Origin of the sequence: Microvirga sesbaniae, assembly GCF_025460805.1 — a bacterium.
GTDB classification, from domain to species: domain Bacteria; phylum Pseudomonadota; class Alphaproteobacteria; order Rhizobiales; family Beijerinckiaceae; genus Microvirga; species Microvirga sesbaniae.
In genome coordinates this window covers 121,189-143,902 of sequence record NZ_JAMXFJ010000013.1, presented here as the reverse complement: position 1 = coordinate 143,902, position 22,714 = coordinate 121,189, and the positions used below count along the sequence as shown (strand labels likewise).

Sequence of the window (22,714 nt, the reverse complement as noted above, 5' to 3'; positions counted from 1 at the left end):
AAGATTATGGCTCGCCAAGACGCCAACCAGAACTTCCTGAACACCGCTTTCCTCTTCGGGGCGAACGCGTCCTACATCGAGGATCTTCAGGCCCGCTACGAGAAGGATCCCTCCTCGGTCGATGCCGAGTGGCAGGCGTTCTTTGGCGCCCTGAAGGACGACAAGCAGGCTGTCGAGAAGGCGGCCAACGGCCCGTCCTGGGAGAAGCCCAACTGGCCGATCCACGCCAACGGCGAGCTCGTTTCCGCCCTCGACGGCAACTGGGCCCAGGTCGAGAAGGCGGTCGGCGACAAGATCAAGGCGAAGGCGGAAGCCAAGGGCGTCGAGATCAGCCAGATCGACGTGCAGCAGGCGACCCGCGATTCCATCCGCGCCATCATGCTGATCCGCGCCTACCGCGTGCGCGGCCACCTGCATGCGAAGCTCGATCCGCTCGACATCAATCCCCGTCCGAACGACCAAGAGCTGCACCCGTCCCATTACGGGTTCACGGAGGCCGACTGGGACCGCAAGATCTTCCTCGACAACGTGCTCGGCCTCGAGTTCGGCACGATCCGCGAGATCGTGGCGATCCTGGAGCGCACCTATTGCCAGACGCTCGGCGTCGAGTTCATGCACATTTCCGATCCGGTCGAGAAGGCCTGGATCCAGGAGCGCATCGAGGGTCCCGACAAGGAGATCACCTTCACCAAGGAAGGCAAGCGCGCGATCCTCAACAAGCTGGTCGAGGCGGAAGGCTTCGAGAAGTTCCTCGACGTCCGCTACACCGGCACCAAGCGCTTCGGTCTCGACGGCGGCGAGTCGCTCATCCCGGCTCTCGAGCAGATCATCAAGCGCGGCGGCAATCTCGGCGTGCAGGAGATCGTGCTCGGCATGGCCCATCGCGGCCGTCTCAACGTGCTCACCCAGGTGATGGGCAAGCCGCACCGGGCCCTGTTCCACGAGTTCAAGGGCGGCTCCTTCGCGCCCGACGACGTGGAAGGCTCGGGCGACGTGAAGTACCATCTCGGCGCTTCCTCCGACCGCACCTTCGACGGCAACAACGTCCACCTGTCGCTGACCGCCAACCCGTCCCACCTCGAGATCGTCGATCCCGTGGTGCTCGGCAAGGTCCGCGCCAAGCAGGACCAGCACGGCTGCACGCCGGAGAACCGCGGCGCCGTGATGCCGCTCCTGATCCACGGCGACGCGGCCTTCGCCGGCCAGGGCGTGGTGGCGGAGTGCCTGGGATTGTCGGGCCTGCGCGGCCACCGCACCGGCGGCTCGATCCATTTCATCATCAACAACCAGATCGGCTTCACCACCGATCCGCGCTTCTCGCGCTCCTCGCCCTATCCGTCGGACGTGGCCAAGATGGTCGAGGCGCCGATCTTCCACGTGAACGGCGACGACCCGGAGGCCGTGGTGTTCGCCGCCAAGGTGGCGGCGGAGTATCGTCAGCGCTTCCAGAAGCCTGTCGTCATCGACATGTTCTGCTACCGCCGCTTCGGCCACAACGAGGGCGACGAGCCGGCCTTCACCCAGCCCCTCATGTACCGCAAGATCCGGTCGCATCCGGCGATCGTCGAGCTCTATTCCAAGAAGCTCGTCGCCGAGGGCGTTGTCACCGAGGCCGAGGTCGAGGAGATGAAGTCGAGCTGGCGCTCGAAGCTCGACGCCGAGTTCGAGATCGCGGCCAACTACAAGCCCAACAAGGCCGACTGGCTCGACGGCCGCTGGTCCGGCCTCAAGGCGGTGCGTGAGGATCAGGACGATCCGCGCCGCGGCCAGACCGGCGTGTCGGTCGAGACCCTGCAGCAGATCGGCAAGGCGCTCACCACGATTCCGGAAGGCTTCCACCTCCATCGCACGATCCAGCGCTTCCTCGACAACCGGAAGAAGATGCTGGAGACGGGCGAGGGGCTCGACTGGGCCATGGCCGAGGCGCTCGCCTTCGGCTCGCTCCTGCTCGAAGGCCATCGCGTCCGCCTCTCCGGCCAGGACGTGGAGCGCGGCACCTTCTCGCAGCGCCACTCGGTCCTCACCGACCAGGAGAACGAGGAGCGCTACACCAACCTCAACCACATCAGCGAAAACCAGGCCCGCTACGAGGTCATCAACTCGATGCTCTCGGAAGAGGCGGTGCTCGGCTTCGAGTACGGCTACACCCTCTCGGAACCCAACGCGCTGACCCTCTGGGAGGCCCAGTTCGGCGACTTCGCCAACGGCGCGCAGGTGGTGTTCGACCAGTTCATCTCCTCGGGCGAGCGCAAGTGGCTGCGCATGTCCGGCCTGGTGTGCCTGCTGCCGCACGGCTACGAGGGCCAGGGACCGGAGCATTCCTCCGCCCGCCTCGAGCGCTGGCTGCAGATGTGCGCCGAGGACAACATGCAGGTCGGATACTGCTCGACCCCGTCGAACTACTTCCACATCCTGCGCCGGCAGCTCAAGCGCGACTTCCGCAAGCCGCTGATCCTGATGACGCCCAAGTCCCTGCTGCGCCACAAGCGCTGCACGTCGAGCCTCGCGGACATCTCGGAGGGAACCTCCTTCCACCGCGTGCTGCGGGACGACGCGCAGCTCGGGCGCGAGGGCATCAAGCTGGTGAAGGACGACAAGATCCGTCGCGTGGTGATCTGCACCGGCAAGGTTTATTACGACCTGCTCGAGGAGCGCGAGAAGCGGGGCATCGACGACGTCTACCTGCTGCGCGTCGAGCAGCTCTATCCGTTCCCGGCCAAGTCCGTGGCGGCCGAGCTCTCCCGCTTCAAGAAGGCCGACGTGGTGTGGTGTCAGGAAGAGCCCAAGAACATGGGCTCCTGGACCTTCGTCGAGCCCTATCTCGAATGGGTGCTCAAGACGGCCGGCTCGAAGGTGGACCGCCCCCGCTACGTGGGACGTCCCGCCTCCGCGGCCACGGCGACGGGCCTCATGTCCAAGCACACCGCCCAGCTGCAGGCCTTCCTCGACGAGGCCTACGCGGCCTGAAGCGACCGGAGACCCGACCCGTGCCGATCCACCTCTGCAAGCTTCTGCCTCCGCGGCCCACCTTTCCGGGCGACATGACGCCGTCCGAGGCGGAGCTGATGCAGAAGCACGCGGGGTATTGGCAGGATCTCGCCGACCGGGGCGTCGCCCTAGTCGTCGGGCCCGTGCTCGATCCGGCCGGGATCTGGGGCGTCGCCGTCATCGATGCGAAGGACGCCGACGCGGCCGCCGCCATCGCGAACGACGACCCCGTGATCGCCGCCGGCGGCGGCTTCCGATATGACATTCACCCGGTCCCGCAGGCCATCCTGCGGACGACCCATCAACCGAACCCTCAGTGAGGGGCCGTCCCTAAGGCGTAATCCATGGCAACCGAAATCCGCGTACCCACTCTTGGCGAATCCGTGTCAGAGGCCACCATCGGCCGCTGGTTCAAGAAGCCCGGCGATCCCGTGAAGGCCGACGAGCCCGTGCTCGAGCTCGAGACCGACAAGGTGACGCTCGAGGTCAACGCTCCCGCGAGCGGGACGCTCGGCGACATCGTGGCCAAGGATGGCGAGACGGTCAGCCCCGGCGCGGTGCTCGGCTCCATCGTGGAGGGCGGCGCGGCCGCGGCGGCTCCTGCGACGGCTCCTGCGACGGCTCCTGCCGCTGCCCCGAAGGCGGAGGCGCCCAAGGCTGCTCCGGCGCCGGCCCCGGCTCCGGCGGCCGCTCCCGCCGGCGCATCCAGGGACAACGGACCGGCCGTGGCCCGTCTCGCGGCCGAAAGCGGCGTCAGCCCGGTGGGCGTGCCCGGCACCGGCAAGGATGGCCGCGTGACCAAGGGCGACATGCTCGCGGCCATCGCCACGGGCGGCGCTGCGGCGCCCGCGCCGGCGGCTCCGGTCCAGGTCCGCGCCCCCTCGGCCCCGGTCGATGCCGAGCGCGAAGAGCGCGTCAAGATGACGAAGCTGCGCCAGACCATCGCGCGCCGCCTCAAGGACGCCCAGAACACCGCCGCCATGCTGACCACGTTCAACGACGTGGACATGAGCGCGGTGATGAACCTGCGCAGCCAGTACAAGGACGTGTTCGAGAAGAAGCACGGCACCAAGCTCGGCTTCATGGGCTTCTTCACCAAGGCGGTGATCCAGGCCCTCAAGGACGTTCCGGCCGTCAACGCCGAGATCGACGGGCAGGATCTCGTCTACAAGAACTACTATCACATCGGCATCGCGGTCGGCACCGAGAAGGGCCTGGTGGTTCCGGTGGTGCGCGACGCGGACGACCTGTCGGTCGCCGGCATCGAGAAGAAGATCGCCGATTTCGGCCGCCGCGCCCGCGACGGCAAGCTCTCCATCGACGAGATGCAGGGCGGCACCTTCACGATCACCAACGGCGGCATCTACGGCTCGCTCATGTCGACCCCGATCCTCAACGCGCCGCAATCGGGCATTCTCGGCATGCACCGCATCGAGGAGCGCCCGGTCGTCCGCAACGGCCAGATCGTCGTGCGCCCGATGATGTATCTCGCCCTCTCCTACGATCACCGCATCGTCGACGGCAAGGAAGCGGTGACCTTCCTCGTGCGGGTCAAGGATGCGCTGGAAGATCCGGCGCGCCTCGTTCTCGACCTTTAAAGCAGCGGACCCAAAAGTGGACTCCACTTTTGGGATCGGATCCGATGCATTCTCTTTGGATGAGAGCATCGTCGAGAGCGGACCCGAAGGGCCACGCGAGTGAAAACCGGATCCCCTTTTCCGCACGATGCTCTAAGAACCACGATCCGTAGCGTCATGGCCGGGGCTCGCCCGGCCATCCAGGCGATCAAACGCACAACAAGACGTGGATGCCCGGATCATGTCCGGGCATGCCGTTAGGTGGAGACAAGCAATGTCCTACGATGTCATCGTCATCGGCACCGGCCCCGGCGGCTACGTGGCCGCCATCCGGGCCGCGCAGCTCGGCCTCAAGACCGCCGTCGTCGAGAAGCGCAAGACCCATGGCGGCACCTGCCTCAACGTGGGCTGCATCCCGTCCAAGGCCCTGCTACACGCCTCGCACATGTTCGAGGAGGCGCGCGATCACTTCGCCGGGCTCGGCATCGGCGTGTCCGCTCCGACCCTCGACCTCAAGACCATGCAGTCCTTCAAGCAGGAGGGCGTCGACGGCAACACCAAGGGTGTCGAGTTCCTGCTCAAGAAGAACAAGATCGACGCCTTCATCGGCACCGCCCGCATCGCGGCTCCGGGCCAGGTCGAGGTGACGTCGGAGGATGGCTCGAACCAGATGCTCGAGACGAAGAACATCATCATCGCGACGGGCTCCGACGTGACGCGCCTGCCGGGCATCGAGATCGACGAGAAGGTCGTGGTCTCCTCCACGGGCGCGCTGGAGCTCGAGAGCGTTCCGAAGCGCCTCGTGGTCATCGGCGCCGGCGTGATCGGCCTCGAACTCGGCTCCGTGTGGCGCCGCCTGGGCTCCGAGGTCACCGTGGTGGAGTATCTCGACCGAATCCTGCCCGGCATGGACGGCGAGGTCGCCAAGAACTTCCAGCGCATCCTCACCAAGCAGGGCTTCCAGTTCAAGCTCGGCTCCAAGGTGACCAAGGTGGAGAAGGCCGGCAGCGGCGTGACGCTCACCTTCGAGCCCGCCGCGGGCGGCGCGCCTGAGACCCTGGAGGCCGACGTGGTGCTGGTCGCCATCGGCCGCGTGCCCTACACCCAGGGGCTCGGCCTCGATCACGTGGGCGTCCAGCTCGACAACCGCGGCCGCATCCAGACGGACGCGCATTTCTCCACCAACGTGACCGGCATCTACGCCATCGGCGACGTGATCGCCGGACCCATGCTCGCCCACAAGGCCGAGGACGAGGGTGTTGCCGTTGCGGAAACCATCGCCGGCAAGGCGGGCCACGTGAACTACGACGTGATTCCGAGCGTCGTCTACACGTTCCCCGAGGTCGCCTCCATCGGCAAGACCGAGGAGGAGCTCAAGAGCGCCGGAACCGCCTACAACGTCGGCAAGTTCCCGTTCACGGCCAATGGCCGCGCCAAGGTGAACCGCACTACGGACGGCTTCGTGAAGATCCTGGCCGATGCGACCACCGATAAGGTGCTCGGCGTCCACATCATCGGTCCGGAGGCCGGCAACCTCATCCACGAGGCGGCGATCACCATGGAGTTCGGGGGATCCTCCGAGGACATGGCCCGCACCTGCCATGCGCATCCGACCCTCGCGGAAGCTGTGAAGGAAGCCGCCCTCGCGGTCGAAAAGCGCGCGATCCACATGTAGGATCGCCGGATGGCAAAGCTCCACTTCCTCTACTCGGTGATGAACGCAGGCAAGACCACCCATCTCCTGCAGGTCCGCTACAATTACATCGAGAACGGCGGCCACGTGCTGCTGTTCACGAGCGTGATCGACGACCGGTTCGGCATCGGCAAGGTCAAGTCGCGCCTCGGACTCGAGGCCGACGCGACTCCCTTGCGCAAGGACGAGGCCATCGGCGCCCTCGTGGCGGCGGAGCATGCCAGGCGGCCGGTGACCGCGGTGCTCATCGACGAGGTCCAGTTCATGACGGCGGACCAGATCCGCCAGCTGGCCTGGATCGTCGACGAGCTGAAGATCCCCGTCATGGCCTACGGGCTCAAGAACAACGTCTACGGCACCTTGTTCAGCGACGCGATCGTGGCCCTCATGGCCCTCGCGGACGATTTCCAGGAGATCAAGCAGCTCTGCCATTGCGGGCGCAAGGCCACGATGATCCTGAAATACGACCGCAACGGCGAGGCCGTGCGCTCGGGCGAGGTGGTCGAGATCGGCGGCGAGGGCCGCTACGTGTCCGTCTGCCGCCCTCACTGGACGGCCGGGGATATCGGCCCCGCAGCCCGGCAGCTGCTGGCCCAGCCCGTGGCGGCGGAATAGCCGAAAATTCTCCGTCACGGCCGGCCGGCCATCCCGATGCGGTGAGGCTCGGCGCTTCAGACGATCGAGATCACCGGGACAAGCCCGGTGATGACGTGGAGAGGTGGGATGGGCCGGTGACAACACCCTCCACACGTCATGGCCGGCCTTGTGCCGGCCATCCCGATACGGAGAAGCGCGGCGCCTCTCGGAAGCGGGATCACCGGGACAAGCCCGATCGGGACGACCCAGACCGGCTACTTCACCCGGGCCCGCGGATGGGACGCGTTGAAGGCGTCCATCAGACGGGCCGCATCCACCTTCGTGTAGAGCTGCGTGGTCGACAGGGAGGCGTGGCCCAGGAGCTCCTGGATGCCGCGCAGGTCGCCGCCCTTGGCGAGAAGATGCGTGGCGAAGGAATGGCGCAGGGCATGGGGCGTGGCGCTGTCCGGCAGGCCGAGGGCGCCCCGCAGCTCCTCCACGGCGAGCTGGATGATGCGCGGCGAGAGCGGGCCGCCCCGGGCGCCGACGAAGAGCGGCCCGTCCGGCGCGACCGCATAGGGGCAGAGCTGGAGATACGTCTCCACGGCCCGCTGGATCGGCGGGATGACCGGCACGCTGCGCATCTTGCCGCCCTTGCCGGTCACCGTGACCGCCTCGGTTCCCGCCACCGGCGCGTCCCGGCGCTGCAGCCCGAGCGCCTCGGAAATGCGCAGGCCCGCGCCGTAGAGCAGCGACAGCACGGCGGCGTCCCGGGCCAGGATCCAGGGCTTGCGGCTCTCCGAGGCCCGCGTCTCGGCCTCGGTCACCGCAACGGCCGAGGAGGCCGACAGGGGACGCGGCAGGTTCTTGTCCACCTTCGGGGTGCGGATCGCCGCGAAGGCCGAGGCGGTGCCGTGGCCCTCCCGCTCAAGATGGCGGGCGAAGGAGCGCAGGGCCGCGAGCTGGCGCATGAGCGAGCGGCTGCCGACCTGATCCATCCGACGGGCGGCCAGGAAGGCGCGGATGTCCATGGGCTTCAGCCCCAGGGTGCTTTTCACGCTCGGCGGCTCGCCGAGGTGGTTGGTCAGGAAGGCCAGGAACTGGCGCAGATCCCGGGCATAGGCCTCGACCGTCTTGGCCGAGAGCCGCCGCTCCTTGGCCAGCGACGCGAGCCAGGCCATCGATTCGCGGCGGGTGTCGTCCGCCCCGGGAAGGACGAGATCGAGCACGGAGGATGCATTCTTTGCGTCTGTCACGATCCCACTATCCCTTCGCCACGTTGCCAAAACGTGAAGCGCCGACGCCCGCCGCGACCGGATGAGATAAGATCCCGATCGGACCGACAGGGAGAGCGCGCGTGAGCCAGGACGGAAAGAGCCTTCCAGGGACCCAAGGGTACGGCACAGAGGCCGACGATCTCGTGGAGAGGTACGAAAGCCTCGTGTTCGAGGATCTCTATCGTCCCGTGCTCGCGCTGCTGCCCGGGCGGGGCCGGGCTCTCGACATCGGGGCCGGCACGGGACGGGATGCCGCCGCCCTGGCGCGGCGCGGCTTCCGGGTCCATGCGGTGGAACCCACGCCCGAGCTGCGCCGTCATGCGCAGCGCCTCCATGCCGAGCCGGGTATCGTCTGGATCGACGACGGGCTGCCGGATCTGGCGCGGGTGCGGGCCGCTGGCGGGCGTTTCGATCTCATCCTGATGTCCGCGGTATGGATGCATCTGGACGAGGGCGAGCGCAGCCGCGCCCTGCCGCATCTCGTGGAGCTGCTCGCCCCGGGCGGAAGGCTTTTCATGACCATCCGCAGAGGGCCCGTGCCTGCTGGACGGCGGATGTTCCTGGTTCCGGTCGATCCGCTGGTGTCGCAGGCGCAGGCCATCGGTCTCACCCTTCTTCACCGGGACGAATTTGCCGATAGGCTTGGCCGCGAGGGTGTGACCTGGACCATGCTTGCATTCGAGAACAAAAATCGGGTCTAAGCTGTCGGCCATGTTCCCGTTCTTCGTGCTCTCCCGCTGATGGCCGCCAAGATCGCCGACGTCCTCATCCCGCTGGCGCTCGACACGGCCTATTCGTACGCCGTGCCGGACGGCCTTGCCCTCAAGGAGGGCGACGTGGTCCAGGTCCCGCTCGCCAACCGGGAGGTGGCCGGTGTCGTCTGGGGCCTGCGCGAGGGCCAAGGCGGCAACCTGAAGAAGGTCACGGGGGTCATCGAGGCCCCGAACCTGTCGTCCAGGATGCGCAAGTTCCTGGACTGGATCGCCTGGTACACCCTGGCGCCCAAGGGCTCGGCGCTCGCCATGGGGCTCAAGATCCCGGATCCCGACCGGCAGGAGGTGGCCCGCGTCGGCGTGAGGCTGGCGGGCGCCTTGCCGAAGCGCATGACGCCTGCCCGGCAGAAGGTGATCGAGGTCGCGAAGGACGGGGCCGTGCGGCTCAAGAGCGAGCTGGCGCATGCGGCCGGCGTGAGCAACGGCGTCGTCGACGGGCTCATCGACGAGGGAACCCTCGCGACGGTCACGCTCCTGGCCGAGCCCGTCGCCGAGACGCCGGACCCGGCTTTCGGCCACACGGCTCTGTCCGACGGGCAGAAGACGGCGGCCGAGGAGATCGTCGCCGCCATGGGCGAGGAGCATCCGCCGGTGATTCTCCTCGAAGGCGTCACGGGCTCCGGCAAGACGGAGGTCTATTTCGAGGCGGTGGCCGCGACCGTGAGGGCGGGTCGGCAGGCGCTGATCCTCATGCCCGAGATCGCCCTGACGGCGCAGTTCCTGGACCGCTTCGCGGCCCGGTTCGGGGTCAAGCCCGCCACCTGGCATTCTGGCGTCGCGGGCCGCCGGCGCGAGCGGCTCTACACGGCCATCGCGTCAGGCGACGTGAAGGTGGTGGCGGGCGCCCGCTCGGCCCTGTTCCTGCCCTACGCGGATCTCGGCCTCATCATCGTCGACGAGGAGCACGAGACCGCCTACAAGCAGGACGACGGGGTGCATTACCATGCCCGGGACATGGCGGTGGTCCGCGGCCGGATCGAGAACGCCCCCGTGGTGCTCGCCTCCGCCACGCCGTCCATCGAGAGCCGGGTCAACGTGGAGCGCGGTCGCTATCGCCATGTGCGTCTCCCTGAGCGATTCGGCGGCCGCTCCATGCCCCAGATCCGCGCCGTGGACCTGCGCCGGGAGGCCATTCCCAAGGGCCGCTGGCTCTCGCCGACCCTGGTGGGCGCCGTGGAGGACACGGTCGGGCGCGGCGAGCAGGCGCTCCTCTTCCTCAACCGGCGCGGCTATGCGCCGCTCACCCTCTGCCGGGCCTGCGCCCACCGCTACGAATGCCCCAACTGCTCCTCGTGGCTGGTGGAGCACCGCTTCCGGCGCGCCCTCGTGTGCCACCATTGCGGCCATGTGGAGCGCACCCCGCACGCCTGCGTCGAATGCGGCAGCGTCGATTCGCTGGTGCCGTGCGGGCCCGGCGTGGAGCGCATCGCCGAGGAGGCCGCCGCGCTGTTCCCGGACAAGCGCTGCATCGTGCTCTCGAGCGATTTTCCCGGCGGCACGGAGCGGCTGCGGGCCGAACTGGCGGCGATCGCCGCGGGCGAGTTCGACATCGTGATCGGCACCCAGCTCGTGGCCAAGGGGCACAACTTCCCGCTCATGACCCTGGTGGGGGTGCTCGACGCCGATATCGGCCTCACCTCGGGCGATCCGCGCGCCGCCGAGCGCACCTTCCAGATGCTCCAGCAGGTGACCGGCCGCGCCGGACGCGGCGAGAAGCCGGGCCGGGCTCTGGTCCAGACCTGGCAGCCGGACCACCCGGTGATCGCGGCCCTGATCTCGGGCGACGCGGAACGGTTCTACGAGGAGGAGACCCGGGTGCGCGAGATGGCCGGCCTGCCGCCCTTCGGACGGCTCGCCTCCCTGATCGTCTCGGCCGAGGACCGCGAGGTCGCGGAAGCGCATGCCCGGGGCATGGCCCTCGTGGCCGAGCCGCCGCCCGGCGTGACGGTGCTCGGGCCGGCCGAGGCGCCGCTCGCCCTGATCCGCGGCCGCTACCGGTTCCGGCTCCTGGTGAAAACCGAGCGCGAGGTGGACCTCCAGGCCTATCTGCGCGGCTGGATGGCCCGCTGCCCGAAGATCCGCGGCAACACCCGCGTGTCCATCGACGTGGATCCCCAAAGCTTTTTGTGATCGAACGAACACCCACCACCAAGACAGGCCCCATGACCAAGATCGTCCATTGCATCCGCCACGGCCAATCCACCTTCAACGCCCACTGGGCCGAGCACGGCGAGGATCCGGGCCATTTCGATGCGCCTCTCACGGAACTCGGCCAGCAGCAGGTGGCCGAGCGGGCGCCGGAGCTGCGCCAGCACCCCTACGAGCTCGTCGTGACCTCGCCCCTGACCCGGGCGATCCAGACCACCATGGGCCTGTTCGGAACCCATCCGGCCGCCCCGCCGATCCTGGTCGAGTGCCTCCACCGCGAGCACCTGGAGAGCAGCTGCGACGTGGGCCGCGCGGTCTCCCAGCTGTCCCGGGACTTTCCGCACCTGCATTTCGGACACCTGGACGAGGTCTGGTGGCACAGCCAGGGCGAGGTGAACGAGCGCGGCTTCGTCTACGAGCCGGCTCACCTCTTCGAGGAGCGGGTCGAGCGGTTCCGGCAGTGGCTCTCCGAGCGGCCGGAGGCGATGATCGCCGTCGTCGGGCACGGCACCTTCTTCAGCAGGCTCACGGGGCGGTTCCTGGCCAACTGCGAAGTCGCCGCACTGGAGCTCTGACGCATTTTGCCCCGCGGCGGCTCCTCCGGGCCTTCACCATAACCGGCAGCCCGGTTTTTTCCCGGCCGGGCAGGGCCCGGCTCGCCTTGCGCCCTGGGAAAACCCATGCTAGTGCACCCTCGCCTGACGGGCGGAGAAGGCTCCCGCCCCGGGCTCATTTCCACACCTGACGGGTTTCCCGAGGGCCTCATTCGCAGGCTGCCCCGGTCCGAGGCCCGTTAAGACACGAGAGAGACGGTTACGTGGCGCAAAGCGGTTCGCAAGAAGGACCCCTCCTGTCGGGCGTAGCATTGCGCTATGCTTCGGCGCTGTTCGAACTCGCTCGCGAAGCGAACGCCGTGGATGCCGTCGCCGGCGACCTGGCCCGCTTCGATCAGATGATCCGCGGCAGCGAAGACTTGCAGCGCCTGATCCAGAACCCCATCTTCACGGCCGAAGAGCAGTCGAACGCCATTGGGGCCATTCTCGACAAGGCCGGCATCTCGGGCCTTTCGGGCAATTTCATCCGCCTCGTCGCGTCCAAGCGCCGGCTCTTCGCGCTGCCCGACATGATCCGCGCCTTCCAGAACCTGGTGTCCGATGCCAAGGGCATCGTCCGGGCGCAGGTCACCCTGGCGGAAGCGCCGTCCGACACGGTCCTGAACGAAATCAAGGCGGCGCTGCGCGACGTCGCCAAGGCTGACGTCTCCGTCGACGTCAAAATCGACCCGAGCCTCATCGGCGGTCTCATCGTGAAGATGGGGTCCCGCATGGTGGATGCCTCGGTGCGCACCAAACTCAATTCCATTCGTCTAGCGATGAAAGAGGTCCGCTGATGGACATTCGAGCCGCTGAGATCTCCGCGATCCTCAAAGAGCAGATCAAGAACTTCGGTACCGAGGCTGAAGTCACCGAAGTCGGGCAGGTCCTGTCCGTCGGTGACGGCATTGCCCGTTGCTACGGCCTCGACAAGGTCCAGGCCGGCGAGATGGTCGAATTCGAGAGCGGCGTGCGCGGCATGGCCCTCAACCTCGAGACCGACAACGTCGGCGTCGTGGTGTTCGGCTCCGACCGCGAGATCGCCGAAGGCCAGACCGTGAAGCGCACGGGCGCCATCGTGGACGTGCCGGTCGGCAAGGGCCTGCTCGGCCGCGTCGTCGACGCGCTCGGCAACCCCATCGACGGCAAGGGCCCGATCCAGGCCACCGAGCGCCGCCGCGTGGACGTGAAGGCTCCCGGCATCATTCCGCGCAAGTCGGTGCACGAGCCGATGGCGACGGGCCTCAAGGCCATCGACGCCCTGATCCCGGTCGGCCGCGGCCAGCGCGAGCTGATCATCGGCGACCGCCAGACCGGCAAGACCGCCGTCGTGCTCGACACGATCCTCAACCAGAAGCCGCTCAACCAGGGCAACGACGAATCGCAGAAGCTGTACTGCGTGTACGTCGCGGTCGGTCAGAAGCGCTCGACGGTGGCCCAGTTCGTGAAGGTGCTCGAAGAGCAGGGCGCGCTGGAATACTCCATCATCATCGCGGCGACCGCTTCGGACCCGGCTCCGATGCAGTTCCTGGCGCCCTTCTCGGGCTGCGCCATGGGCGAGTTCTTCCGCGACAACGGCATGCACGCCGTGATCGTGTATGACGACCTGTCCAAGCAGGCCGTCGCCTACCGTCAGATGTCGCTCCTGCTCCGTCGTCCTCCGGGCCGCGAGGCTTATCCGGGCGACGTGTTCTACCTGCACTCCCGCCTGCTCGAGCGCGCGGCGAAGCTCAACGACAGCCAGGGCGCGGGCTCGCTCACCGCTCTGCCGGTCATCGAGACGCAGGCCAACGACGTGTCGGCCTACATCCCGACCAACGTGATCTCGATCACCGACGGCCAGATCTTCCTCGAGACCGACCTGTTCTACCAGGGCATCCGTCCGGCGGTGAACGTCGGCCTCTCGGTGTCGCGCGTGGGCTCCTCGGCCCAGACGAAGGCGATGAAGAAGGTCGCGGGCAAGATCAAGGGCGAGCTGGCGCAGTACCGCGAGATGGCGGCCTTCGCCCAGTTCGGCTCCGACCTCGACGCCACCACGCAGCGCCTCCTGAACCGCGGTTCGCGCCTGACCGAGCTCCTGAAGCAGCCGCAGTTCTCGCCGCTGAAGATGGAAGAGCAGGTCGCCGTGATCTACGCCGGCGTGAACGGCTACCTCGACAACCTGCCCCTCAACCGGGTGCGGGCGTTCGAGGACGGGCTGCTCTCGCTCCTGCGCGGTAAGCACGCCGATATCCTCGATGCCATCCGGGCTTCGAAGGACCTGTCGAGCGACTCGGAAGCGAAGCTCAAGGACGTGGTCCAGACCTTCGCCAAGTCTTTCTCGTAAAGACTTCCGTTCTCGTAAGATCCAGCCGGATTTCCGGAGAGGGTAGGGCCGCTCGATGCCGAGCTTGAAAGACCTTCGTAACCGCATCGCCTCGGTCAAGGCGACGCAGAAGATCACCAAGGCCATGCAGATGGTGGCCGCCGCGAAGCTGCGCCGCGCGCAGACCGCGGCGGAAGCCGCGCGTCCTTACGCGGAGCGCATGGCCGTGGTGCTCGGCAACCTCGCGTCCGGCATCACGGTCGGGCCCGACACGCCGCGCCTCCTGGCCGGCACCGGTTCCGACCGCGTCCACCTGCTGGTCGTCTGCACGGCCGAGCGCGGCCTGTGCGGGGCGTTCAACTCCTCGATCGCGCGCCTCGCCCGCGACCACGCCAACCGGCTCCTCGCCGAAGGCAAGACGGTCAAGATCATCTGCGTCGGCAAGAAGGGCTACGACATCCTGCGTCGCCAGTTCGCCGAGCAGATCATCGAGTTCGTCGACCTGCGGGCGGTGCGCCAGATCGGCTTCGAGCAGGCGGACCAGATCGCCCAGAAGATCCTCGGCCGTTTCGAGGCGGGCGAGTTCGACGTGGCGACCCTGTTCTACTCGCGCTTCCGCTCGGTGATCGCCCAGATCCCGACCGCGCAGCAGATCATCCCGGCCGAGATCGAGGCCAGCGCCGGCGCCACCGACGCGGTCTACGACTACGAGCCCGAGGAAGGCGAGATCCTCACCACGCTCCTGCCGCGGAACCTCACCGTGCAGATCTTCCGCGCGCTGCTTGAGAACGCCGCCTCCGAACAGGGCGCCCGCATGAGCGCCATGGACAACGCGACCCGCAACGCGGGCGAAATGATCAAGAAGCAGACGATGACCTACAACCGGTCCCGTCAGGCGATGATCACCAAGGAACTGATCGAAATCATCTCGGGCGCCGAGGCGCTCTGACGACATCGGAGAGGAGCCAATCATGGCCAACACCGCTACCACTGCCGGCAAGGCGACCGGTCACATCACGCAGGTCATCGGCGCCGTCGTCGACGTGCAGTTCGAAGGACACCTGCCGGAGATCCTGAACGCCCTCGAGACCACGAACGGCGGCAACCGCCTCGTGCTCGAAGTGGCCCAGCAGCTCGGCGAGAGCACCGTGCGCTGCATCGCCATGGACACCTCCGAAGGCCTGGTGCGCGGCCAGCCCGTCACCGATACCGGCGCGCCGATCTCGGTGCCGGTCGGCGCCGCCACCCTCGGGCGCATCATGAACGTCATCGGCGAGCCGGTCGACGAGGCCGGCCCCATCGTGGGCGAAGGCACCCGCGCCATCCACCAGCCGGCTCCGTCCTACGCCGAGCAGTCCACGGAAGGTCAGATCCTGGTCACGGGCATCAAGGTCGTCGACCTGCTGGCTCCCTATGCCAAGGGCGGTAAGATCGGCCTCTTCGGCGGCGCCGGCGTCGGCAAGACCGTGCTGATCATGGAGCTCATCAACAACGTCGCGAAGGCGCACGGCGGCTACTCCGTGTTCGCCGGCGTCGGCGAGCGCACCCGCGAGGGCAACGACCTCTACCACGAGATGATCGAGTCGAAGGTGAACGTGGATCCCCGCGAGGCCGGTTCGGCCGTCGGCTCCAAGTGCGCCCTCGTGTACGGCCAGATGAACGAGCCCCCGGGCGCCCGCGCCCGCGTCGCGCTCACCGGCCTGACCGTCGCCGAGAACTTCCGCGACCAGGGCCAGGACGTGCTGTTCTTCGTGGACAACATCTTCCGCTTCACCCAGGCGGGCTCCGAGGTGTCGGCGCTTCTCGGCCGTATCCCCTCGGCCGTGGGCTACCAGCCGACGCTGTCCACCGACATGGGCGCCCTGCAGGAGCGCATCACCACCACCACCAAGGGTTCGATCACCTCGGTGCAGGCCATCTACGTGCCGGCCGACGACCTGACCGACCCGGCTCCGGCCACGTCCTTCGCCCACCTCGACGCCACGACCGTGCTGTCGCGCTCCATCGCCGAGAAGGGCATCTACCCGGCCGTGGACCCGCTCGACTCGACCTCGCGCATGCTCTCGGCCGCCATCGTCGGCGAGGAGCACTACAACACCGCCCGTCAGGTCCAGCAGGTGCTGCAGCGCTACAAGGCGCTCCAGGACATCATCGCGATCCTGGGCATGGACGAGCTGTCCGAAGAGGACAAGCTCACCGTCGCCCGCGCCCGCAAGATCGAGCGCTTCCTGTCGCAGCCCTTCCACGTGGCGGAAGTGTTCACCGGCTCGCCCGGCAAGCTCGTGGCGCTCGAAGACACCATCAAGGGCTTCAAGGGTCTCGTCGAGGGCCAGTACGACCACCTCCCGGAGGCTGCCTTCTACATGGTCGGCACCATCGAGGAAGCCGTCGAGAAGGCCCAGCGCCTCGCGGCCGAAGCGGCCTAAGTCGAACCAGACGTCATCCCGGAGCCGTGCATCCACGCTCCGGGATGGTCGTGTCCAAGCGTATCTCCCAAACGATTCCCGACCGCCCGGCGGCCGCGGGATGACGAGGAGCACAGATGGCTACCTTCACCTTCGAACTCGTGTCCCCTGAGCGCGTCCTGTTCTCCGGCGCCGTGGACGCCGTCGTGCTGCCGGCGACCGAGGGCGACATGACGGTTCTGGCCGGCCACTCGCCGGTGATGACCACCCTCAAGACCGGATTCCTCGTCGTCACCAGCACGCCCGGCAACGGACGGCGGGTTCTCGTGCGCGGCGGATTCGCCGACGTCAACCAGAACGGCCTCACGGTCCTGGCGGAGCGCGCCCTCCCCGAGGAAGAGCTGACCCAGGACATCCTCGACCAGGAAATCCTGACCGCCGAGATGCACTACGACGCCACCAACGAGCCGGCCGCGAAACACGCCGCGGAATCAGCCATCGCGCAGCTGCGCGAAGCCAAGGCGGCACTGAACTTCTGAGACTGAAACAACCCGGCCCCGCGCCGGGTTTTTCATGGCATGACCCCCGACAGCCCGCCGCTCATCCTCACGCTCCGGCTCGACGAGCACTCGTTCGCCTTCTTCGACGCGCAGAGACGGCGCTACTTTCCGCCCGATCGCAACTTCATCCCGGCCCACCTCACCCTGTTCCACGCGCTGCCGGGCGAGCATCTCCCCACGATCCAGCAGGACATCGCCACGTCGATCGCGCGGCGGACACCCTTCCTGCTGCACGTGACCGGCCTCCGGTCCCTCGGACGCGGGGTCGCCTATTCGCTCCAATCGGCGGAACTCGCGGACCTGCGCCGCATCTTGGCGCTCACCTGGAATCCCTGGCTCAAGCCCCAGGACCGGCAGAACCACCAGCCGCACGTCACCGTGCAGAACAAAGTGGATGCTACCCGGGCCAGGGCTCTCCTCGAAGATCTCAGCGAGACCTTCCAGCCATTCCAAGCCGAGGCGATCGGGCTGGACCTGTGGTGGTATCGCGGCGGACCGTGGGAGATGGCCGGCCGCTTCGGCTTCACCGCCTGACCGATCCACCAGGCGGCGGCCGGGCTTGCCCCCGCCAGGGCGACACGGCGAGCGGTGCGCGACCACCAAGAGGGATCACCGGCACAAGGCCGGTGACGACGTGGAGGAGGTGTCGCCCGGGCGATCGACGCGGCGCCGGCCCTATTCCCCCATGGCGATCAGGTTGGCGTTGCCGCCCGCCGCGGCGGTGTTGATCGTCACCGTCTGTTCGGTGGCGAAGCGCAGGAGATAATGCGGGCCCCCGGCCTTCGGCCCCGTGCCGGACAGGCCGTGTCCGCCGAACGGCTGCACGCCCACCACCGCGCCGATCATGTTGCGGTTGACGTAGACGTTGCCCACCGACAGGGCCTGGACCACCCGCGAGACCGTCGCATCGATGCGCGAGTGGACGCCCAGCGTCAGGCCGTAGCCCGTGCCCTCGATCGCCCGCAGTACATCCTCCAGCCGGTCCGCCCTGTATCGCACCACGTGCAGCACCGGGCCGAACACCTCCTGGGCGAGATCGCGCGGCTTGTTCAGCTCGAAGATGTGCGGCGCCACATAGGTCCCCGCCGCCGGGGCCTCGCCGGCATAATGCACCTTCGCCGATGCGGTCATCGCCGCGACATGGGCGTCGAGCTTCTCCTTCGCCTCCCGGTCGATCACCGGACCGATCTGGGTCGAGATCTCGCGCGGGTCCGCGATCTTCAGCTCGCGGGCATTGCCGGCGATCATCTCGATCATGCGGTCGGCCACGTCGTCCTGGACGCAGAGCAGACGCAGAGCGGAGCAGCGCTGGCCGGCCGACCGGAACGCCGACATCACCACGTCATCGGCTACCTGCTCGGGCAGCGCGGTGGCATCGACGATCATCGCGTTGATGCCGCCCGTCTCGGCGATCAGCGGCACGATGGCGGCGTCCTTGCCGGCGAGGGTTCGGTTGATGATGCGCGCGACCTCGGTCGAGCCGGTGAAGACCACGCCGGCCACATCCTTGTGCTCGACGAGGCGCGCCCCGACGCGCCCGTCGCCCGGCACGAGGTGCAGGGCCGTTTTCGGAACGCCCGCCTCGTGGAGGATGCGAACGGCGAAATCCGCGATCAGCGGCGTCTGCTCGGCGGGCTTCGCCACGACGGCGTTGCCGGCCATCAGCGCGGCGCCGACCTGACCGAGGAAGATCGCGAGCGGGAAGTTCCAGGGCGAGATTGCCACGAACACCCCGCGGCCGCGCAGACGCAGCACGTTGCTCTCGCCGGTGGGGCCGGGCATCGCCTCGCCGGCGCCGAACAGGGCGCGGCCCTGAACGGCATAGTAGCGGAGGAAATCGACGGCCTCGCGCACCTCCGAGAGCGCATCGTCGAGGGTCTTGCCCGCTTCGACCTGCAACAGGTGCAGCAGCGCGCCGCGGCGCTCCTCCAGAAGATCGGCCGCCCGCTGGAGGGCTTTCGCACGGGTGTTCGCATCCGTGCGGCTCCAGCCGGGAAAACCCGCCTGCGCGGCCGCCATCGCCCGGTCGGCTGCCGCCGGCGCGGCTTCCGTCACGTGGCCGGCCACGGTGCTGCCGTCGATGGGGCTGACTACCGGACGGGTGGCACCGGGTGCGGCCCTGCCGTCGATGAGCGGCTCCGCCTTGAAGCTCTGCCGCCCACCTGTCCTGATCTCGGCCAGGAGCGCGTCGAGGGAGGCCTGGTGGCCGAATTCCACGCCCCGCGAGTTGGGACGCTCCGGGCCATAAAGGTCACGCGGCAGCGGGAGCTTCGGGTGGCGCGCCTTGTCGGCCGACACGATGATGTCCGCCGGACGCTTCAGGAGCGACTCGACAGGGACGTTCGTGTCGGCCGCGACCGACACGAAGGAGGAGTTCGCCCCGTTCTCCAGGAGACGGCGCACCAGATAGGCAAGGAGATCGCGATGGCCGCCCACCGGCGCATAGGCCCGGCAGGCCAGGCCCGGCCTGTCCTCCAGGAGGCGCGCATAGAGCGCCTCGCCCATCCCGTGCAGGCGCTGGAACTCGTAACCCTCCGTGCCGCCGGCCCGCTCGATGATCGACGCGACGGTGAGCGCGTTGTGGGTGGCGAATTGCGGGTAGATGCGCGGGCGCAGGGACAGCATCTTCTCGGCGCAGGCCATGTAGTGCAGATCCGTCATCGCCTTGCGGGTGAAGACCGGATAATCGTCGAGGCCGCGCTCCTGGGCGCGCTTCACCTCCGTGTCCCAATAGGCGCCCTTCACCAGGCGCACCATGAGCTGCCGGTCGTAGCGCTCCGCCATGGCGGCGATCGCATCGACCACCGACCCGGCCCGCTTCTGGTAGGCCTGGATGGCGAGGCCGAAACCCTTCCAGTCGGCGAGCGAGGGATCGGCGAGCACGGCCTCGATCACCTCGAGCGACAGTTCCAGCCGGTCCGCCTCCTCGGCATCGACGGTGAAGTTGAGATCGTAGGATTTCGCCTTCCGGGCCAATTCGATCACGAGGGGCACCAGCTCGCGCATGACCCGCTCGCGGCTCGTGGCCTCGTAGCGCGGATGGAGGGCCGAGAGCTTCACCGAGATGCCCGGCCGGTTCGGCAGCGGCTCGTTGCCGGCGGAGCGGCCGATCGCGTCGATGGCGGAGGCATACGAATCGAAGTAGCGGCGGGCGTCCTCGGCCGTGCGGGCGCCTTCGCCCAGCATGTCGAAGGAATAGCGGTAGAGGCGGCCCTTGGACGAGGTGGCCCGCTTCAGGGCCTCGTCGATGGTCTGGCCGAGCACGAAATGGTTCCCCATCACCCGCATGGCCTGGCGGGTGGCGGTGCGGACGGCGGGCAGGCCGAGGCGCTTGGTGAGCTGGCCCAGGATGCTCTCCGGGGTCTCGCCGGGCTGGATGATCCGCGCCGTGATGCCGAGCGCCCAGGCCGAGGCCGAGACGAGGAACGCGTCGGATTTCGCCTCGTGGCCGGCGAAATCGGCCTGGCCCAGCTTGTCCTCGATCAGCCTGTCGGCGGTGGCGGCATCCGGCACCCGCAGCAGGGCTTCGGCCAGAACCATGAGCGCCAGCCCCTCCTTGGTGGAGAGCGCGTATTCCCGCAGCATCTCCTCGACGCCGCCGAGCCCGCCGCCCTTGGCGCGGATCGCCTCGATCAGGCGGGTCGCCTGCTCGTCCACGCGCTTTTCCCGCTCCGGCGAGAGACGGGCGCTCGCGAGGAGCCGGGCCGCGAGGGCCTTGTCGTCCTCTGCGAAGGGCGGGTTGAAGGGCAGGGCGGCGCTGGTGGCAGGGCTCATGGAAATGTCCTCTGGATGTTTCCCGAAATATAGGAGGGCGTCGGCCGTGCTTCGATGGCAAAATTCGGGATCTTGCCTTAGAAAGAGCGGAGAAAAGATGGAAAGGCCGTGGAAATGGCGGATTTGGACCGGATCGATCGCAAGATCCTCAAGGCTCTCCAGACGGATGGCCGCATCGCCACCGTGGAGCTCGCCGAAAAGGTGGGATTGTCGCCCACCTCCACGGGCGAACGGGTGAAGCGTCTGCAGCGGGAGGGCGTCATCGCCGGGTATGGCGTCAGGCTCGATCCGCACCGGCTCGGCCTCGAGCTCCTGGTCTTCGTGGAGGTGTCCCTCGACAAGACCACGCCGGACGTGTTCGAGAAATTCGCCGCCGCAGTGAAACGGGCCCCGGAGGTTCTCGAATGCCACATGGTGGCGGGCGGGTTCGACTACCTGGTCAAGACCCGCGTGGCCGACATGGCCGCCTATCGCCACTTCCTCGGCGAGATCCTGCTGGCCCTGCCGGGCGTGAAGGAGACCCGCACCTATGCGGTCATGGAGGAGGTGAAGAGCGACGGGATGCTGCCGGTGTGACGGCCGTAGCGTTTCTCTCCGTCGTCACCGGGCTCGTCCCGGCGCCCGCGATCGCGTGGAGCGCGGTGCTTTTCCCAATCGAGATGGCCGGGACAAGCCCGGCCATGACGTGAGAGTTTGTCGTCACCGGGAGAGGTCCGGTGATGACGTCGGGAGGTGCCTTAGAGCATCGGATGGATCCCAAAAGTGCAAGTCCACTTTTGGGTCCGATGCTTTAGCCTGCCACCGTCCTATCCTCGTCCTTCGTCTTCCACAGCGAGTAGACGACGCCGCCGGCGATCAGCGCGAGGGTGACGCCGAGCGAGATGGTCGGGTCGAGCTTGCCCACGAGCTGGTTCCAGAAGATCTTGCCGCCGATGAAGACGAGCACCAGGGCGAGCGCGTATTTCAGGTAGTGGAACCGGTGCACCATGGCGGCCAGGGCGAAGTAGAGCGCCCGAAGGCCCAGAATCGCCATGATGTTGGCCGTGTAGACCACGAAGGTGTCCGTGGTGATCGCGAAGATCGCCGGCACCGAATCCACCGCGAAGATCAGGTCGGCCACGTTGATCACCACGAGGGCGAGGAACAGCGGCGTCGCCCAGGTGACGATCCTGCCGGACTTCGGATCCGGTTCGCGCACGAAGAAGTGCTGATCGTGAAGCCGGTTCGTCACCCGCATGTGCTTGCGCAGGAAACGGACCAGGGGGTTCTTCTCGATGTCGGGATCGCTCTCCGGAACGATCAGCATCTTGATGCCCGTGGCGATGAGGAAGGCGCCGAAGAGATAGAGCATCCAGGCGTATTCCTGCACCAGGGCGGCGCCCAGGGCGATCATGATGCCGCGCAGGACGATGACGCCCACGATGCCCCAGACGAGGGCGCGATACTGGTACTTCCGGGGGATCGCGAAGTAGCTGAAGATCAGCGAGATCACGAAGACGTTGTCGATCGACAGGGACTTCTCGATGAAGAAGCCCGTGAAGTAGGAAATACCCGCGTGCGTGCCGTCCTCGGTCACCAGCAGGCCGGTCTCGAACGACCACCAGATATAGGCGCCGAAGGCGGTCGCGATGCCGATGTAGAAGGCGGACAGGAGAAGGCTCTCCTTCACCCCGAGCTCCCGGTCCTTCCTGTTCAGGACACCGAGATCGAAAGCGAGGAGAAAAACGACAAGGCTCAGGAAAGCCGTCCACATCCAGACGGGCTTTCCCAGCCATTCCATGAGCAGGAATTCTGGCATAACCGGACCTTTGATTGCTTCTGTTCAAGCATCGGCTCCGACATCGCAGTCGTGTGCTCACGTCCTGCCAGAGGGGCCCGGTCGCCGATGGGATCCAACGTGGGGAGAGCCCTTGCGGCCTTCAAGAGCGCGGAACCCGACTATTTCTGCTCAATTTTCCGTCAGATGCCCGCCCCGATGGCAGGGGTGCCCGGCCAAGAGACTTGACCCGGAGAGCCGATCTGATTGCATGGTCGGGAACCGGGCA

18 protein-coding genes are annotated in these 22,714 nt (G+C 67.5%); 15 read left to right on the top strand and 3 right to left on the bottom strand.

Annotation, left to right across the window (positions count from 1 at the left end; translation table 11 throughout):
• The first annotated feature begins 6 nt into the window (after positions 1-6).
• The 5 genes from OCW50_RS18415 to OCW50_RS18395 all read left to right on the top strand — a co-directional run bounded on the left by OCW50_RS18415 (position 7) and on the right by OCW50_RS18395 (position 6,873).
• Positions 7-2,967: a 2-oxoglutarate dehydrogenase E1 component gene (locus OCW50_RS18415; RefSeq protein WP_262298569.1), complete on the top strand. Its 2,961-nt coding sequence runs from the start codon at positions 7-9 to the stop codon at positions 2,965-2,967.
• Between the two features lie 20 nt (positions 2,968-2,987).
• A complete protein-coding gene (locus tag OCW50_RS18410; RefSeq protein WP_262298568.1) occupies positions 2,988-3,308 on the top strand; it encodes a YciI family protein in 321 nt (106 codons plus the stop codon).
• A gap of 24 nt (positions 3,309-3,332) precedes the next feature.
• A complete protein-coding gene (gene odhB / locus OCW50_RS18405; protein WP_262298567.1) occupies positions 3,333-4,586 on the top strand; it encodes a 2-oxoglutarate dehydrogenase complex dihydrolipoyllysine-residue succinyltransferase in 1,254 nt (417 codons plus the stop codon).
• 253 nt (positions 4,587-4,839) lie between these two features.
• Complete coding sequence (lpdA, locus tag OCW50_RS18400; protein WP_262298566.1) at positions 4,840-6,240, top strand: dihydrolipoyl dehydrogenase; 1,401 nt, start codon at positions 4,840-4,842, stop codon at positions 6,238-6,240.
• Between the two features lie 9 nt (positions 6,241-6,249).
• Complete coding sequence (locus OCW50_RS18395; protein ID WP_262271973.1) at positions 6,250-6,873, top strand: thymidine kinase; 624 nt, start codon at positions 6,250-6,252, stop codon at positions 6,871-6,873.
• A gap of 236 nt (positions 6,874-7,109) precedes the next feature.
• Here the strand turns inward: OCW50_RS18395 and OCW50_RS18390 are convergent, their stop codons facing one another.
• Positions 7,110-8,015 carry a tyrosine recombinase XerC gene (locus OCW50_RS18390; protein WP_262298592.1) on the bottom strand — a complete coding sequence of 302 codons (906 nt, stop codon included), beginning with the start codon at positions 8,013-8,015 and terminating at the stop codon, positions 7,110-7,112.
• Between the two features lie 176 nt (positions 8,016-8,191).
• Here OCW50_RS18390 and OCW50_RS18385 point away from each other — a divergent pair, with 176 nt between their 5' ends.
• The 9 genes from OCW50_RS18385 (at position 8,192) to OCW50_RS18345 (ending at position 17,429) form a co-directional block, all read left to right on the top strand.
• Entirely contained in the window at positions 8,192-8,812 is a 621-nt protein-coding gene (locus tag OCW50_RS18385; RefSeq protein ID WP_262298565.1) for a class I SAM-dependent methyltransferase, read from the top strand.
• 39 nt (positions 8,813-8,851) lie between these two features.
• Positions 8,852-11,014 carry a primosomal protein N' gene (locus OCW50_RS18380; RefSeq protein ID WP_262298564.1) on the top strand — a complete coding sequence of 721 codons (2,163 nt, stop codon included), beginning with the start codon at positions 8,852-8,854 and terminating at the stop codon, positions 11,012-11,014.
• Positions 11,015-11,046: 32 nt separating this feature from the next.
• A complete protein-coding gene (locus OCW50_RS18375) occupies positions 11,047-11,607 on the top strand; it encodes a histidine phosphatase family protein (RefSeq protein ID WP_262298563.1) in 561 nt (186 codons plus the stop codon).
• 242 nt (positions 11,608-11,849) lie between these two features.
• The gene (locus tag OCW50_RS18370; protein WP_262271977.1) at positions 11,850-12,422 is read left to right on the top strand and encodes a F0F1 ATP synthase subunit delta; all 573 of its coding nucleotides are present in this window, start codon (positions 11,850-11,852) and stop codon (positions 12,420-12,422) included.
• The gene (atpA, locus tag OCW50_RS18365; protein WP_262271978.1) at positions 12,422-13,951 is read left to right on the top strand and encodes a F0F1 ATP synthase subunit alpha; all 1,530 of its coding nucleotides are present in this window, start codon (positions 12,422-12,424) and stop codon (positions 13,949-13,951) included. The genes OCW50_RS18370 and atpA overlap by 1 nt, the downstream gene beginning before the upstream one ends.
• Positions 13,952-14,006: 55 nt before the next feature.
• Entirely contained in the window at positions 14,007-14,879 is an 873-nt protein-coding gene (locus OCW50_RS18360) for a F0F1 ATP synthase subunit gamma (protein WP_262271979.1), read from the top strand.
• A 22-nt stretch (positions 14,880-14,901) separates the two neighbouring features.
• The gene (gene atpD / locus OCW50_RS18355) at positions 14,902-16,356 is read left to right on the top strand and encodes a F0F1 ATP synthase subunit beta (RefSeq protein WP_262271980.1); all 1,455 of its coding nucleotides are present in this window, start codon (positions 14,902-14,904) and stop codon (positions 16,354-16,356) included.
• A 116-nt stretch (positions 16,357-16,472) separates the two neighbouring features.
• Complete coding sequence (locus OCW50_RS18350) at positions 16,473-16,874, top strand: F0F1 ATP synthase subunit epsilon (RefSeq protein ID WP_262271981.1); 402 nt, start codon at positions 16,473-16,475, stop codon at positions 16,872-16,874.
• A 39-nt stretch (positions 16,875-16,913) separates the two neighbouring features.
• A complete protein-coding gene (locus tag OCW50_RS18345) occupies positions 16,914-17,429 on the top strand; it encodes a 2'-5' RNA ligase family protein (RefSeq protein WP_262298562.1) in 516 nt (171 codons plus the stop codon).
• Positions 17,430-17,570: 141 nt separating this feature from the next.
• On the opposite strand, the gene putA is transcribed toward OCW50_RS18345, so the two are convergent.
• Positions 17,571-20,669 carry a bifunctional proline dehydrogenase/L-glutamate gamma-semialdehyde dehydrogenase PutA gene (gene putA, locus OCW50_RS18340; RefSeq protein ID WP_262298561.1) on the bottom strand — a complete coding sequence of 1,033 codons (3,099 nt, stop codon included), beginning with the start codon at positions 20,667-20,669 and terminating at the stop codon, positions 17,571-17,573.
• 114 nt (positions 20,670-20,783) lie between these two features.
• On the opposite strand from putA, the gene OCW50_RS18335 reads away from it, so the two are divergent.
• Positions 20,784-21,245: an Lrp/AsnC ligand binding domain-containing protein gene (locus tag OCW50_RS18335; RefSeq protein WP_262271984.1), complete on the top strand. Its 462-nt coding sequence runs from the start codon at positions 20,784-20,786 to the stop codon at positions 21,243-21,245.
• Between the two features lie 214 nt (positions 21,246-21,459).
• Here OCW50_RS18335 and OCW50_RS18330 read toward each other — a convergent pair whose 3' ends face one another.
• Complete coding sequence (locus tag OCW50_RS18330; protein ID WP_262271985.1) at positions 21,460-22,467, bottom strand: TerC family protein; 1,008 nt, start codon at positions 22,465-22,467, stop codon at positions 21,460-21,462.
• Between the last annotated feature and the right edge of the window lie 247 nt (positions 22,468-22,714).

Bases quoted from the DNA above. Each gene is read 5' to 3' on its own strand.
- atpD (WP_262271980.1), top strand. From the start codon at position 14,902: ATGGCCAACACCGCTACCACTGCCGGCAAGGCGACCGGTCACATCACG.
- lpdA (WP_262298566.1), top strand. From the start codon at position 4,840: ATGTCCTACGATGTCATCGTCATCGGCACCGGCCCCGGCGGCTACGTG.
- OCW50_RS18375 (WP_262298563.1), top strand. From the start codon at position 11,047: ATGACCAAGATCGTCCATTGCATCCGCCACGGCCAATCCACCTTCAAC.
- OCW50_RS18335 (WP_262271984.1), top strand. From the start codon at position 20,784: ATGGCGGATTTGGACCGGATCGATCGCAAGATCCTCAAGGCTCTCCAG.
- OCW50_RS18350 (WP_262271981.1), top strand. From the start codon at position 16,473: ATGGCTACCTTCACCTTCGAACTCGTGTCCCCTGAGCGCGTCCTGTTC.
- odhB (WP_262298567.1), top strand. From the start codon at position 3,333: ATGGCAACCGAAATCCGCGTACCCACTCTTGGCGAATCCGTGTCAGAG.
- putA (WP_262298561.1), bottom strand. From the start codon at position 20,669: ATGAGCCCTGCCACCAGCGCCGCCCTGCCCTTCAACCCGCCCTTCGCA.
- OCW50_RS18415 (WP_262298569.1), top strand. From the start codon at position 7: ATGGCTCGCCAAGACGCCAACCAGAACTTCCTGAACACCGCTTTCCTC.
- OCW50_RS18380 (WP_262298564.1), top strand. From the start codon at position 8,852: ATGGCCGCCAAGATCGCCGACGTCCTCATCCCGCTGGCGCTCGACACG.
- OCW50_RS18395 (WP_262271973.1), top strand. From the start codon at position 6,250: ATGGCAAAGCTCCACTTCCTCTACTCGGTGATGAACGCAGGCAAGACC.
- OCW50_RS18345 (WP_262298562.1), top strand. From the start codon at position 16,914: ATGACCCCCGACAGCCCGCCGCTCATCCTCACGCTCCGGCTCGACGAG.
- OCW50_RS18390 (WP_262298592.1), bottom strand. From the start codon at position 8,015: ATGGCCTGGCTCGCGTCGCTGGCCAAGGAGCGGCGGCTCTCGGCCAAG.
- OCW50_RS18360 (WP_262271979.1), top strand. From the start codon at position 14,007: ATGCCGAGCTTGAAAGACCTTCGTAACCGCATCGCCTCGGTCAAGGCG.
- atpA (WP_262271978.1), top strand. From the start codon at position 12,422: ATGGACATTCGAGCCGCTGAGATCTCCGCGATCCTCAAAGAGCAGATC.
- OCW50_RS18330 (WP_262271985.1), bottom strand. From the start codon at position 22,467: ATGCCAGAATTCCTGCTCATGGAATGGCTGGGAAAGCCCGTCTGGATG.